The organism is Paraburkholderia xenovorans LB400 (assembly GCF_000013645.1).
GTDB classification, from domain to species: domain Bacteria; phylum Pseudomonadota; class Gammaproteobacteria; order Burkholderiales; family Burkholderiaceae; genus Paraburkholderia; species Paraburkholderia xenovorans.
In genome coordinates, this window is record NC_007953.1 from 428,652 (window position 1) to 442,444 (window position 13,793).

Here is a 13,793-nt window from a genome sequence, read left to right on the forward strand (position 1 = left end):
AGAATAGTCGAACGCTTAGGGACGGGAGTGCATGAGGATGCTAACCGGCAACGTAGCGGCAGGTATCGTCGTGCTTGCGCTGCTTTAATGACCGGTTTATCGTTGCACGTCGACTTATGAATCGCGCGGAAGAGCCCAGCATCCCGGATGCTGGCGCCGACGGAGCAACCGCCCCGGAAACTCTCAGGCAACCAGGACCGCGCGATCAGGACAATCTGGAGAGAGGCGCGAGGCGCCCACCGAAGGGGAAACCGGCTCATGCACGCCGCCGGTCAAGCTCTCAGGTACCCGTACAGATGGGGTGTCACTGCCGTGTGGCAGTGACCACTCCCTGTTCGGACCACCATGACCCGAATCGCTGTTATTGGCGCCGGAATTACCGGCGTCACCTCCGCCTACACACTCGCCCGAGCCGGTTACGACGTCACTGTCGTCGACCGTTGCAGGTATCCGGCAATGGACACGTCGTTTGCGAACGGCGGCCAGCTTTCCGCGAGCAATGCTGAAGTCTGGAACAACGGTGCCACGTTGCTGAAGGCGCTGCGATGGATGTGGACGGCGGGCGCGCCGCTGCTGCTCAATCCCGTACCTGGCTGGCACAAGTACACGTGGCTCGCCGCATTCGTCGCGAATATGCCGCGGTACCGGGTCAATACTGTCGAGACGGTGCGCATGGCAATCGCCGCCCGCCAATATCTCCATGCGATGGCGGAAGAGGAAGGCATCGACTTCGATCTCGAACGCAGGGGCATTCTGCACATCTACCCTGACCGGCGTGCATTCGAGGCGGCGAAGCGTGTCAACGCGCTACTTCGCGAAGGCGGTCTCGAGCGCCACGCAGTGACGCCTGCCGAAGTGCGCTCGATTGAGCCGTCGTTGCGCACGGCGTGCCATGGAGGGTTCTATACGCCGTCGGACTCGACGGGGGACATTCACAAGTTCACGCGTGGTCTCGCAGACGCCTGCCGACGTCGCGGAGTGAAGTTCGTCATGGAGCAGGAGATCGCACGGATAGCGCGCGACGGCGAACGGTTTCTGCTGATGCCTCGCACGGCGGACGGATCGGTCGCGAGCGACGGGGCGTTCGACGGTCTCGTCGTCGCGGCCGGAGTCGCCAGTCGCCGTATTGCTGCAATGCTGGGTGACCATGTGAACGTCTATCCGGTCAAAGGGTATTCGATCACCGTTCATCTCGACGACGACGCCAGCCGGCAGTCGGCGCCATGGGTCAGCCTGCTCGACGAGGAACGCAAGATCGTCACGAGCCGTCTCGGTGCGGACCGGTTTCGCGTGGCGGGCACCGCGGAGATCAACGGCGAGAACCGGAACATTCGGGCCGACCGGATCGCGCCGCTCGTCGACTGGGTGCGCCAGCATTTTCCGGATGTCGGCACGTCGCGCGTGGTACCGTGGTGCGGACTCAGGCCGATGATGCCCGACATGATGCCGAGGGTCGGCCCTGGCAGGATGCCCGGTGTCTTCTACAACACCGGCCACGGTCACCTCGGGTGGACGTTGTCGGCAGCTACCGCGCAGATTCTGGCTGCCGCGGTCGCAGCGGGATTGCCGGCGTAGCGCGGTATCGGGCCGCGTCGTCGTCAGTCGCTGACGACCTACGCAGCCAAAGGCACGCCGACTTCAGGAAGAAGCCGGCGGTGTCGGCGGACGCGGCATCGTGAAGAGGTTCGACGTACGTGCATATTCGCCCCGCCCGTGCATCCGCGCGACGAGGCCGAGCGCGGGCGTGTCGACATAGCAGTTGTCCCGGTCGAGCACGGCTGCATCGTCGATGTAGACGGAGCGGACGGTGGCCGCAATCAGCATCCGCCCGTTGCCGAGTTCGATGTACCGCATCGGAATGCATTCGAGCGCGACGGGGCTTTCGGCAATGCGCGGAATCGCGATCGTCGGGCACGGCGCGGTGGCGAGATCTGCTGCTTGCAGTTCGTCGACCCCGTGCTCGTATTCGCACGCGGTTGCGTTCATCTGGTGAGCCAGCCGTTCGGGTACGAGGTTTACGACGAATTCGCCACGTGCGCGGATGTTTGCTCCAGTGTCCTTCTGCTGTCCCGCGCGTCCCATGATGCCAAGACAGATCACGGGCGGGTCGTCGCTGAACAGGTTGAAGAACGAGAAAGGCGCGGCGTTGAGGCGGCCGTTGGCATCGGCGCTGACCACCCATGCAATCGGACGCGGTACGATGGTTGAAGATAGCAGCTTGTAGCCGTCGCGCGGCGATAGCTGGCTCAGGTCGAACCACATGAGTGAACTCCGTCTAGATGTCGAGGCGCAGCACCGGCGTGCGGGCGCGCGAACAGCAGATCGTGATCTTCGCGTTTTCCGCCTTTTCGGCGGCCGTCTGGTACTCGTCGCGATGCTCGGGAATGCCTTCCAGAACCGGCGTCAGACACGCGCCGCACAGCCCCTGTTCGCACGAGGTCAGCACCTGCACGCCCGCTCTTTCGAGTGCCCGCGCGATCGATTCATTTTCTCCGACGGTCACCGTCGCGCCGCTACGAACGGCTTCGACGACGAACGAACGGCCGCAGGACGCGTTGTTTTCCGCGGAGAAATGCTCGACATGAATGCGCTCCGCGGCAAAACCTCTCGCGATGGCCTGCTCGCGGACCTTGTCGATGAAGCCGGTCGGGCCGCATAGATAGATGTGGGCGATCCGCTCGGGCGCGAGCGTCTCGTCGGCAAGCGGCAAGCTGGCCCCGTCGCCGTCGAAATGAAACCGCACGGCCGCCGCGAACGGCTCCGTGGCAAGCGCATCGCGAAACGCGGCGCGCGATACGCTGCGGGCAAAGTAATGCAATTCGAAATCGATGCCGCGTAGAGTGAGCGCATGCGCCATCGCCTTCAGCGGAGTGATGCCGATGCCGCCTGCGACGAGCAGCTTCGTTCCGTTCTCCGCATCCAGAGGAAACGCATTACGAGGGTGGCTGATTATGAGCAGGTCGCCCACCTTCAAATCATGCATACGGGCTGATCCGCCGCGCCCGCTGGGCTCCCGTAGCACCGCGATCACATAGCGGTGCCGCTCGCCGGGCGGGTTGCACAGGGAATATTGCCGGATCATCGGGCCCGGCAGATGCACGTCGATGTGGGCACCGGCATCGAAAGATGGCAACGCCGAGCCGTCGGCGGTCCGCAGTTCGAACGAGGCGATGCCGTCGGCTTCTTCTGTCCGCACACGCACGACGACTTCGAGTTCGCCGGGCGCGGCTGTGATATCTGCTTCGCTCATGAACGGTCGAGTCCTCGCATCAGGCTGATTGCGGGCCGAACAGCCGTTCGAGGTGGTAGCCCAGAGCGTGATGGATCGCGTTCTCCATGAACGACATCCTGCCGGGTTCGAAGCCGCGCGTGTTCATCGCACGCTGGAGTGACAGGATCATGCCGCGGTCTTCGTCGAGTACCTGTTCAACGAATTTCACATATGTCTGGATCTTTTCCTGGAATTGCGGATCGGCGATCTTGTCTTCCGGAAAGAGGAAGTACGCGACAGAGTGCGTCCTGTTGACCGCGGTCGGCCAGTGAGTGACCGGTCGGACGTAGTCGCAGCGGGCGAGCATGGTCAGGTTCGGCGGCAGGTAGCCGATGCGGGCGAAGCTGTCGTCGTCGATCCACGGCAGCCTGCCGAAAAGTGACGAACCCGTCTCGGACATCGTTTTTGCCCGGTAGTGGATACTGGCACGGCCGCGCGGCAGCTGCAGATACCGGTAGCTGCTTTGATCCTGGTACCGTCCGATTGTGTCCGCATGCGTGACGCCGACATGATAGATGTCCATCAGGTTTTCGTAGACGAATTTCCAGTTGCAGTCGAAATCCGTTTCCCACCTAAGCCCGAGCCGCAGTTCGCCCTGGCGCAACATCCCGAACTCCTGCTCGTACTCGGCCATATAGCTCGAGAGCGGCTCGGCGTCCGGGTCGAACGAGATGTGGATGAAGCCGCCCCAGGTGTCGAGGCGGACCGGCTTGAGGCTGCAATTCTTCTGGTCAAACCCCTGGGCTTCCTTCATGAACGGCACGCCGATCAGCTTGCCGTCCAGATCATAGGACCAGGCGTGGTAGGGGCACTTGAAGATCTTTGCGTTGCCCCTGCCTTCGGCGACTTCGACGCCGCGGTGGCGGCACTGGTTGTAGAACGCCTGCAGCACGCCGCTGCGATTACGCACGATCAGCACCGGCTCGTCGATGACGGTGTGAGTGACGAAATCGCCGGGGTTGGGCAACTCGTCGACGTGCGCGATACACAGCCAGTCCTTCATGAAGATGCGCTCCTTTTCGCGCCGGAGCACGTCCGGGTCGCCGTATATATAGCCCGGAGCGTGGCTTGCCTCGTTGAGCGGGCGCTGCGTGTGTTCGATTTCCGCAGGCTTTGACATGAAATGAATGGGAGAGGCGTGGACGTTTTCGAGGGTGGACATGGGGTCTCCGGATGCATGGACGGGCGAGCTAGGCTTCGCGCACGAGTGCGATGGGCGGTGGTGCGTCCTGCCGCGTGACCAGTACGCGGCGCAGGAAGTCGCGCGTGCGCTCGTGGCGCGGCTGGTTGAAAATCTCCGCGGGGGTGCTTTCTTCGAGGATGATGCCGCCATCGAAGAACACCACCCGGTCGGCGACTTCGCGTGCGAATCCCATCTCATGTGTGACGACGATCATCGTCATGCCTTCGTCCGCGAGCTGCTTCATGGTCTTGAGTACGTCGCCGACGAGTTCGGGGTCTCCGCCAGGAGATCTTCCCGGAGCATCCCGCGATGTCCCGGGACTAACCCCGGAAGGCCGCCACATGGGCCTTCCGGGGTTTTTTCTTGTGCCGGACCTTCCCGCTCAATACCCATCAATCGCAAGTCAAAGTATGGGTAGAAGTATGGGTACGAGGGAAGCAGGCTTCACGACACATTCACGTTCCATCCACCGCCTTTCCGCACCCGGCGTCGCGCGCCTGAGAAGGCCAGGCTACTACTGCGATGGTGGTGGACTCTATCTTCAGGTGTCACCCGCAGGCGCGCGTTCCTGGGTCTATCGTTTCAGGCATGAAGGGCGACTGCGCGAGATGGGCCTTGGTGGACTCCTGCGCGTGTCGCTGGCCGACGCCCGCGAGCGCGCGCAGCAATGTCGCAGGCAGCTCGGCTGTGGGCTCGATCCCATCGAGGAGCGACGAAAGGAACAGGCGCAGCGCGCTGCGCAGCTTGCGCGTACGAAGACCTTCGATGAATGCACCACGGCATACATCCGGGCCAACCGCGCGGGCTGGAAGAATGAAAAGCACGTGGCCCAGTGGGAGAGCACACTGGACACCTATGCCTCGCCGGTCATCGGCAAGCTCCCGGTACGTGACATCGACACGACGCACATCGTGCGCGTGCTGCAGCCGGTCTGGGAAGCAAAGCCCGAGACGGCGAGCCGCGTGCGCGGGCGCATCGAGTCGGTACTGGACTGGGCAACGGCTCACAAATACCGGGAAGGAGAGAATCCGGCCCGGTGGAAAGGCCACCTCGACAAGATCCTTCCAGCACGCACGAAGGTGCGCAAGGTCCAGCATCATGCGGCTTTGCCTTATGCGCAGGCGGCAGCGTTCATGAAGGCGCTCAAGGCCCAGGAAGGTCTGGCGGCGCGGGCCCTGGAACTCGTGATTCTCACCGCGGCCCGGACCAACGAGGTCATCGGGGCGACGCGCAGCGAATTCGATCTTGATGCGGGGATGTGGACGGTGCCGGCCCAGCGGATGAAGGCGCAGCGCGCGCACCGGATTCCCCTGTCGGAGACGGCGCTTGATCTGGTGCGCAGGCTGCTGGACGGAGTGCAGGACGAACTGTTGTTCCCGGGAGCGAAGAAGGGCAAGCCACTGTCGAACATGGCGATGCTCACAGTGCTGCGCAGGATGAAGCGCACGGACCTGACAGTCCATGGATTCCGCTCGACCTTCCGTGACTGGGCGGCAGAGTGCACGACGTATCCCAACGAGATGGCAGAGATGGCACTGGCGCATGCCGTGGACGACAAGGTGGAGGCCGCCTACCGTCGGGGTGACATGTTCCAGCGACGCCGGCAGATGATGGACGACTGGGCCGCATACTGCGCACGGCAGGCGGACGGGGAATGACGGCGACGGGCGGATGTGCCGCATCCGCCTCTCGTTGTCGTTATCCATGAACGGGCGGGCGACCGCGACGCAGTGTGCGTTGGGCGTAGCCCGCCCGTACCGTCGCCACGTGTCGCGCGGCGGCCCCGGCGTCGCCTTCCGCTGTCTTTACAGGCAGATGTGAGGCGGCTGCTGTCCACTGTCGGAGCGCTTTCGGATAACGCCTGTCAGGTCTCGAGGTCAAGGATCAAATTGCCATGCAGCATTCCATTTACATAGTGATCCTGATCAATGTGAAGTCTGCTGTTGCGCAATATGCAGTAGGGCAATGAAAGAGGGGGCTCCTGATACACGGCTTCGCAACGGGAAGGAGCGGCTGTGGCGACACCTGGCCGAGTGGGATCGGAGGGCAGCCTCGAGACCAGCAGGAATTCCCGGACCATGCCGCAATGTCCCGGAAACAGCCGGAGAGGCCCGCCACGCGGGGCTCTCCGGGGTTTTCACTTGTGCAGGTCCGCGTCGCCCTGTACGCTTTAACCGCATCTGCGGATATGGCCTGACAGGAGGCACCATGGGTACCCTTTACCGTCTTTCCTCACTCGGTGTCGCACGTCTGAAGAAGCCCGGTCGTTACTGCGATGGTGGCGGGCTGTACCTGCAGGTGTCGACGGCACGTACACGCTCGTGGGTCTATCGTTTCAGACGCAGGGGTAGGTTGCGCGAGATGGGCCTCGGGCCATTGCATGCCATGTCTCTTGCCGACGCGCGCGAGACGGCCGCACAGTACCGGAAGATGCTGCTTGAAGGTATTGATCCAATCGAGTCCCGTCGTGCCGAGCGCATGCTGCAGCACGCGGCAGCTGCGCACAGCAGGACGTTTGATGAGTGCAGCAGGGCGTTCATCAGGGCCAATCGTGCAGGATGGAAAAGCGAAAAGCACGCGATGCAATGGGAAAATACGCTGGGCACCTACGCGTCACCGGTCATCGGGCCGCTTCCCGCACGCGATATCGATACGGCGCTCGTCGTGAGGGTACTTGAGCCGATCTGGCAGGTGAAGCCCGAAACAGCCAGCCGAGTGCGCGGACGCATCGAGTCGGTGCTCGACTGGGCGACGGTGCACCGGTACCGCGAAGGCGAGAACCCGGCACGGTGGAAAGGGCATCTCGACAAGATCTTTCCTGCACGCGCCAGGGTACGGAAGGTCCGGCATCACGCCGCTTTGCCCTATGCGCAGGTGGCCGCGTTCATGAACGCGCTCAGGGCACAGGAGGGTCTCGCCGCGAGGGCACTCGAACTGCTTGTCCTGACTGCCGCGAGGACCAGCGAAGTCATCGGTGCGGTTCGCGGTGAGTTCGATCTTGACGCCGCGACCTGGACGGTCAGTGCGGAGCGAATGAAGGCTGGCCGTCCGCACCGGATTCCGCTGTCGGGGCCCGCGCTTGCCCTCGTGCGTGGACTGCTCGATGGGGCGGAAGGCGATCTGGTTTTTCCAGGCACGAGGAAAGGCAGGCTGCTGTCCAACATGGCCATGCTGACGGTGCTGCGCCGGATGAAAATTGCTGGTCTGACGGTGCACGGATTCCGGTCGACGTTCCGTGACTGGGCGGCGGAATGTACGCGCTATCCCAACGAAATGGCTGAGATGGCGCTGGCGCACGCAGTCGATGACAAGGTAGAGGCTGCGTACCGTCGCGGCGACATGTTCCAGCGGCGCAAACAGATGATGGACGACTGGGCTGTTCACTGTGGAGGCAATGTGTAGTGGTGCAGACTGGTCACGGAGCTTTGAAGCGGCATGCCTGCGTGTGCGGTCTGTCGCTCAGGCATGTATGGAACGCGGCTGCGTGCCTCCCATGGGACGAATCTGCTTCTGAAAGGTACAGCGGTACTGCCGGAAATAGCGAAGTTTTTTTCTCTAATCGGTCGCCTGAGCAAGAACCGTTCGTTCGGTCACGATTGATGGGAACCGCTGGGAAACGATGGGATGTCGGCGGCGAGCGGGTCACTCAGGATTTCAGGAATGATTCTCCTGACCGGATGTTTGATGCATTCGCTGGTGCAGGCTAGATTGGCAGTGTCTGGTGGCGTCCGGACGCAGTCAGGAGGGCCTGAATCATGAACGAGCATATGAGTGGGCACAGCGGCGCGAAAGCGCGTCTCATTCGCCTTCGAGAGGTTCGCACCCGCGTGGGTCTTGGGGCGAGCACGGTCTACCGGTATCTGGCGGCAGGGAAATTCCCGCGGCCGGTGGAGATCGGTGGCGGGAGGGTGGCGTGGGTTGAAAGCGAAATTGATGCGTGGATTGCGAGCCGCAGGGAAGTGGTCGGGCGGGGCACCATGTGAATGCCGAGCTCCTGAAAGGAATGGGCGGGGCGTCTCATCAGCGCCACATGCCGGGCCTTTGCTGTCAGTCGGTGTCCTTGCGTCGCCACTGCTGGATGTAGTGTGCCGCCATCGCATCGTCGGCACACGTTCTCGGTCACTGTATAACCAGTCTGGTGCGCCGGCGTACGCGCCCCCGCCTTTGTCGGTCGGATTTCATCGCGGTGATTTCGTGTCTGGGCATACCGTACGAACGCCTCGTCGTCTGGCGCATCGGACAGACTGTACTCGTAGGTAACGTGATACTCCATGGCGGCGACGCTGGAAATTTCGAGCCCGAATTGTACCTTTGCCACGCAGGCCAAAGACGCGCTGTCGCAGCGGATCGGGAGCATGTGCTGGTGATGCCGCCACGGTAACGCGGCATCACCTTTTTGGTCTAGGCATGCGCGCCGTCTGCTCTCACTGGCGGAACTCTTCCAGGCTGCTGGACGCAATGGTGCGTCCGGAACGCGCGCCCATGCACCGTAGTGCCCGTATCGCGCGCCCGCCGACCCGGCAAGCGGGGATCACCTGTACTGTCTGTATTTCTCTGCTGAGTACACAGGCTGATTCAGATGTGGCACACCCTGCCGTTTTTTGCAGTTGATATTTCGTCTGAGAAAACCGAAAAAAGATACGTGGGTGACGCCAGATAACCGTCGCGATTAAACGTGACGACTGGTGGCGGAAACTCGATGTGTCATCGTTCCCGCTCTGCAGCGGGAATAGGCGCAGCCGGAACGATATAGGCATGCGCATTTGAAGCAGGGTACGTCATGAAAGAACTCAATGCATGGACAGGCACCGGCATAGACAGCGCCCCGCTGATGCTGTCGGAAAACGCTACTTCTGATCAGCGCTTGCAACGGGCCGAAGCCGAGGTTCGCAGGTTAGCCCGATGCATGGAGATGAAGGACCGGCAGCTCTGCGAGCTACGCAAGGCGCTTGCGCATTCGGCGACAGTTCATTACTCATTTGAAGATCGCCTGCAGCGTGAACTCGATTCCCTGCGGATCATGATGCCCACGACCGACTTCCGGGGGCATTGGGACACGCCCGCTAGCGAACAATCAGACGAGGGCTTCGTCGTGAAGCTACCGTACGTGACGTCGATACTGTCCGTCCTGTTTGATGCAATGTATACGTTCTGGGCAGGCTGCGACCACGATCATCCGCCTAAGTCCACGACCGTCGCGCACGCGATCGACGAGCGTCTGGGCTTGACTTCACAGTCGAATGGCGAAGCTTCACGCAGCGGGCAGGCATATGCATCGGCGATCAGACCTGACCGGGTAAAGGAGGCCGACAACCGGCACCATGGTCGGTCACCGGGGGGACGCTGATATCCGAGTGCAGGGAGCCAATTTAAATTGCCCGTTCCGTGCGGGCTGTTCCGCTGCCGCAAGCCGGGAAACTCGTCTCGTCCCTGGAGACAGCAGAATGTAGTCCCTCTTCTTTCGCCTTCAAAGGAGCGCACAAGCTCTGCTGGGGCCGCGGGAGATGTCCCAGGCATGAGATCGATCTCAGCAGACTGTCGGCATCGCATTGAAGTTTATCGAAGGTGGCGGTCGTGAGGTCGATTGCACACGCAACGATGTCGGCGTGCCCGGGCGACGAGCTAGCACCGATATGGCGGAGGTCGAGCCCGAACCGGCGATACAGACGCGCAACAGGGCGCGTGACGACGCCGATCAACCGTGTCGCGCCGAAGGACCGCGCGAGCGACATTGCGTAAGGGAACAACGACATGCCTGAGGCGGAGCCGGTGCGATGGTCGGTCAGCCCCGATCCGGCGAATCGTGACATTTCCCATACCGACGGTGATGAAGGTGGGGAACCCGCGCCAGTGAGTTCCGGGAAGACATCACGGAGCAGATAGGGTCCTGTGGTAGGCATCAGGCGAGCGCATCCACAGACCCTGTCGTTCGCCGACAGGGCAACCAGATGGACGGTACTGCCTCCATCGAATTCATCCCATTCGCTGATGGCATCGCGCGGTACGCCCGGTATTTCCCAGTGCAGGCGCTGGATAAACACCTGATGGCGGAAGGTTCCAAGATCGTGACGGATATGTGATGGCAGGTCATCGAGCCTGCCGGCAACGACGAATGACATGGGCCCCTCCTCGTGTTAGCCGTTGAAGCGACGCTATCAGCGCGTTTGCGGCTCAGATACTCGGAGATTTAGGAGGGTGCCAGTTAGCATGCGCGAGTGTGCACTGACCCGCGCCGCGTACAGGGCGACGGGCAGCTTGGATGGTAGAACCGGGGAAAGCAGCTTCAGGGTTTTATGAGGCCCTGTACCGTCGCCTGAACGGCCGCAGCCGTCCTGCCCCAGATGTTGAGTGCCTCCATCGCTTTCTTGACGTGGTAGTCAACGGTATAGTGAGAGCATCCGAGAATTTCGCCGATCTCGGCCGAGGTTTTTCCGCGGGCGACCCAGGTGAGGCATACGATCTGGCAAGGTGTAAGCAGGCGTGCGGCTCTTCTTGAATGTATCAGCCCGAGGCGGTGCAGTTCGAAGTTAAACTGCGCGCTCATCAGGCATGCCCGCCGGGCGTTGATTTCGCTGTTGACGGAATGTAGAGGCCCCGCCAGGTTGAACAGCAGGACACTGCCATCGGACTGGTGGACCGGGATGCTGAGTCCCGCGGGTAGTCCTGCCTCGCTTGCTTCGCCAAGAAACCGGTGGTCGGCTTTGGTGAGGTCGATGATGTCGTGCCAACGGTAGGGCGCCGACTGGAAGAACGCCGCCCGATGAACAGGATCGGTTAACGCGTAGTCCCGCCGCTGGTAGTGCTGCACCCACTCCTTCGGATAGTGCGAACCGATCATTTCGAGTGCCGTTTGCGGTGCGCGGGTCGAGCGGCTGCGCGTAACGCGGCTGATCACGTAATGGGGGAAGCCGAGTTTGCCAGCCGCATGGCCGAACGACTCAACGAGAGAAGGGATATCGGTGGCACATGCAAGACGCTTGAGCGGTGCCGGCGCGCCAGCCTGCTGGCGATCAGAGACGGTCGATGGCCGGTGCGGGCCCTCGTTCGAACGGCGTCGAGAGATAGGTGTCATCCTGGCTACCTCGGTGCCGCCCCACAGAGCACGGGACTCTGGTTGCCACATGAAAGCCATGCATACCCGCAACGATAGCGTGGCTCACGCGACATGCGTTCCCGGGAGTGAGGGGCCAGTCAGAGGCCCGCATACGATTGCCGCAGAAGCGGCCCCCGCGAGGTCAACTGAACACGTGCCGCGTACGTATTCAATCGCATTCGCATTTAAGATTTATTATAGTCTGCAGAAAGCGGACCGGCGATTCATGTAAGGGATTACACCATATTCACTGTGCGTTGATGGCACGTGGACGGAGCGGGGTTGGATCGATTGTCGGCTAACGGACCAGCAGCGCTGCTGCTGAAAACCCGCCTACGCCGCGTGCAAAAAGCAGAAACGGCCTGCCAGGAATCAGTCCGTCGCAGTCGGCCAGATTGATGAAGGCATCGCTGACGGTGACGTGGCCGATTCGCGCAAAATTCTTCTCGAACAACCGCTCCCGCGGGAAGTGAAGAGAGTCGAGCAGGCGGTGCCATGCGGGTAGATCGAGATGGTGAGGCAGGATGCGCTGGATATCGTTCAGTGTGCAGTGCGCCTGCTGGATTGTCTGCGTGATCAGACCACGTGCAGCGAGGAAATATTGCGCTGCGAGGCGCTGTTCGTCTTTGGACAGTACTCCACGCCAGCCCAGGCCGCTGGCATGCGTCGCGATTGCGAGCAGGCGGTTGACAGCGGCATCGCGCTCGATGAATGCAGCAAACGCTCCATCACCCAGAATCCCCTCTGCTTTCATCAACCTTTCTGAATCGAGCGGCATTACGTCGGCGCCGACGAGCAGGACCCGTTTCATGTGGGGCCGGGCAATGAACATCGCGCGAATCACGCGCAGCGCGCCAAGGGCGGATGCACAATGCTGCTGCGCGAACGAGAAAGCTTCCGCGTTGGTGAAGCCAAACCGGTCACAGAGCAGGCCGGGCAGCGACTGCGGTGGTGGCGCGATGCTGCCCTGGAGCGTATGCACGTAGACGATGCAGTCGACTTCAGGAGGTGCGATACCGGAGGCGACCAGAAGACGCTGGATCGCGCTGGCCGCAAGTCCAATTGCGGTCTGTCCATTCGCATTGCGGTAGTAACGCATCCCGGCCCGCTCCAGGTTCTGCACGGTGGCGATCGTCTGCCGGGTCCTCTTTCCCCAGCCCCGGACGTCGTCGACACGCTGGGGGAGATGAAAGGCGACGTGCGGTATGCCGAGATCGGGGATCATGAGACGGACCAGACCGCATCCTGCTGACAGCGGAAGGGTGCGCAGCACGCCTCCAGCAACACAGTGCCGACAGATCCGCCGATTCCATAGCCCCATAGCAACATGCGGTGTCGCTGGCGAAAGGTGCCGCGGGTGAGCGTCTGCGCAAGTCTTACGATGGATTCAGCCGCGCCGAGATGAACGCAAACCGCATGCTGCGCCCGGGCGGCGGGCCGGTTGAGAAGTTCCCCTACTGAACGTGTGAGCGACGGAATGCCGGGATGCCCAACGACCTCGTCAATATCCTCGTGACGGAGGTCGTGCCGGGCGAGCAGGAAGTCGATCATCGAAGTCAGGGCGGATGTGGGTGTATCGGGGATCCCCGATGCACGGATCCCGATGTCAACGGGAACGTGCCGGGTTGCAGCATCGAGCAGTTGCAGGTTGGTTCCTCCCTGGTGGGTCCTTTCGATCAGCAGCGCACCCGCGGCATCACCGTGCACGATGCCAGGTCCGCACATTCTTGAAAACGGTGGACGCCACTTTTCCGCGGCGACAATGAGTATCGTGTGGATGTCCGGTTCGGCGATGAACAGGTCGGATGCGATCCGCAATGCTGTGAATGGCGATACACCATGTTGCTGCGAGATCGAAAAAGGAAAGCATGGTGTGCCGACTTCGGCACACAGGCGTCCGGCGACCGTGGTCGAAACGTGTTCATCGAGGCTGCTGTGACAGAACACGATGATCTCGACTGGTCGTGCGTCCGGTGGGCGTGCGCGACAGATCGCTTTTGTCACTTTTGCGGCGAGCCCTGACAGATCGGTACCGGTCTCAACCGGCACCATGCAGTTCATGTCGGGCGTTACCAGACCCGCCAGGTGCACGGGGGGCGAACCGGCGGCCTCCTCACCCGGCCATGCCTCTAGCCAGTGTCCGTAGTCGGGGTGCCAGGACCGCATCCAGGCGTCCCAGCCGGGATGCCCGGTCGCGCGCAGTGAGGACTCCATTGCCGTCCACCGGGACAGGGGTATGGCGTCTG

Annotated in this window: 12 protein-coding genes, 1 pseudogene and 2 riboswitches; of the genes and pseudogenes, 5 read left to right on the forward strand and 8 right to left on the reverse strand. The window is 62.0% G+C overall.

All coding sequences use genetic code 11. The annotated features are described in order from the left end of the window. The first annotated feature begins 116 nt into the window (after positions 1-116). Positions 117-210, forward strand: a riboswitch (glycine riboswitch). A 1-nt stretch (position 211) separates the two neighbouring features. Beyond that, positions 212-300, forward strand: a riboswitch (glycine riboswitch). A gap of 45 nt (positions 301-345) precedes the next feature. Then, positions 346-1,575 carry a D-amino acid dehydrogenase gene (locus BXE_RS38600; protein WP_011493565.1) on the forward strand — a complete coding sequence of 410 codons (1,230 nt, stop codon included), beginning with the start codon at positions 346-348 and terminating at the stop codon, positions 1,573-1,575. Positions 1,576-1,638: 63 nt separating this feature from the next. Here BXE_RS38600 and BXE_RS38605 read toward each other — a convergent pair whose 3' ends face one another. The 4 genes and pseudogenes from BXE_RS38605 to BXE_RS38620 form a co-directional block, all read right to left on the reverse strand. Further along, on the reverse strand, positions 1,639-2,262 hold the full coding sequence (locus BXE_RS38605) for a flavin reductase family protein (RefSeq protein ID WP_011493566.1): 624 nt from the start codon (positions 2,260-2,262) through the stop codon (positions 1,639-1,641). Between the two features lie 13 nt (positions 2,263-2,275). Further along, complete coding sequence (locus BXE_RS38610; protein WP_011493567.1) at positions 2,276-3,250, reverse strand: PDR/VanB family oxidoreductase; 975 nt, start codon at positions 3,248-3,250, stop codon at positions 2,276-2,278. Positions 3,251-3,269: 19 nt separating this feature from the next. Further along, entirely contained in the window at positions 3,270-4,433 is a 1,164-nt protein-coding gene (locus tag BXE_RS43525) for an aromatic ring-hydroxylating oxygenase subunit alpha (protein WP_011493568.1), read from the reverse strand. A gap of 28 nt (positions 4,434-4,461) precedes the next feature. Continuing rightward, positions 4,462-4,731: pseudogene (locus tag BXE_RS38620) on the reverse strand (hypothetical protein); the annotation flags it as partial. A 145-nt stretch (positions 4,732-4,876) separates the two neighbouring features. On the opposite strand from BXE_RS38620, the gene BXE_RS38625 reads away from it, so the two are divergent. The 4 genes from BXE_RS38625 (at position 4,877) to BXE_RS38640 (ending at position 9,801) form a co-directional block, all read left to right on the forward strand. Next, complete coding sequence (locus BXE_RS38625) at positions 4,877-6,112, forward strand: tyrosine-type recombinase/integrase (RefSeq protein WP_011493569.1); 1,236 nt, start codon at positions 4,877-4,879, stop codon at positions 6,110-6,112. A 550-nt stretch (positions 6,113-6,662) separates the two neighbouring features. Beyond that, positions 6,663-7,856, forward strand: a complete 1,194-nt coding sequence (locus BXE_RS38630) for a tyrosine-type recombinase/integrase (RefSeq protein ID WP_011493570.1) — start codon at positions 6,663-6,665, stop codon at positions 7,854-7,856. Between the two features lie 353 nt (positions 7,857-8,209). Beyond that, the gene (locus BXE_RS38635) at positions 8,210-8,437 is read left to right on the forward strand and encodes a helix-turn-helix transcriptional regulator (RefSeq protein ID WP_011493572.1); all 228 of its coding nucleotides are present in this window, start codon (positions 8,210-8,212) and stop codon (positions 8,435-8,437) included. Positions 8,438-9,234: 797 nt separating this feature from the next. Next, positions 9,235-9,801, forward strand: a complete 567-nt coding sequence (locus tag BXE_RS38640) for a hypothetical protein (protein ID WP_011493574.1) — start codon at positions 9,235-9,237, stop codon at positions 9,799-9,801. A 22-nt stretch (positions 9,802-9,823) separates the two neighbouring features. On the opposite strand, the gene BXE_RS38645 is transcribed toward BXE_RS38640, so the two are convergent. The 4 genes from BXE_RS38645 to BXE_RS38660 form a co-directional block, all read right to left on the reverse strand. After that, a complete protein-coding gene (locus BXE_RS38645; protein ID WP_011493575.1) occupies positions 9,824-10,573 on the reverse strand; it encodes an acyl-homoserine-lactone synthase in 750 nt (249 codons plus the stop codon). A 164-nt stretch (positions 10,574-10,737) separates the two neighbouring features. After that, on the reverse strand, positions 10,738-11,526 hold the full coding sequence (locus BXE_RS38650) for a LuxR family transcriptional regulator (RefSeq protein WP_011493576.1): 789 nt from the start codon (positions 11,524-11,526) through the stop codon (positions 10,738-10,740). Between the two features lie 319 nt (positions 11,527-11,845). After that, on the reverse strand, positions 11,846-12,772 hold the full coding sequence (locus BXE_RS38655; protein ID WP_011493577.1) for a 3-oxoacyl-[acyl-carrier-protein] synthase III C-terminal domain-containing protein: 927 nt from the start codon (positions 12,770-12,772) through the stop codon (positions 11,846-11,848). Continuing rightward, a complete protein-coding gene (locus BXE_RS38660) occupies positions 12,769-13,761 on the reverse strand; it encodes a 3-oxoacyl-[acyl-carrier-protein] synthase III C-terminal domain-containing protein (RefSeq protein ID WP_011493578.1) in 993 nt (330 codons plus the stop codon). Before BXE_RS38660 ends, BXE_RS38655 begins: the two co-directional genes overlap by 4 nt. Positions 13,762-13,793 lie beyond the last annotated feature (32 nt).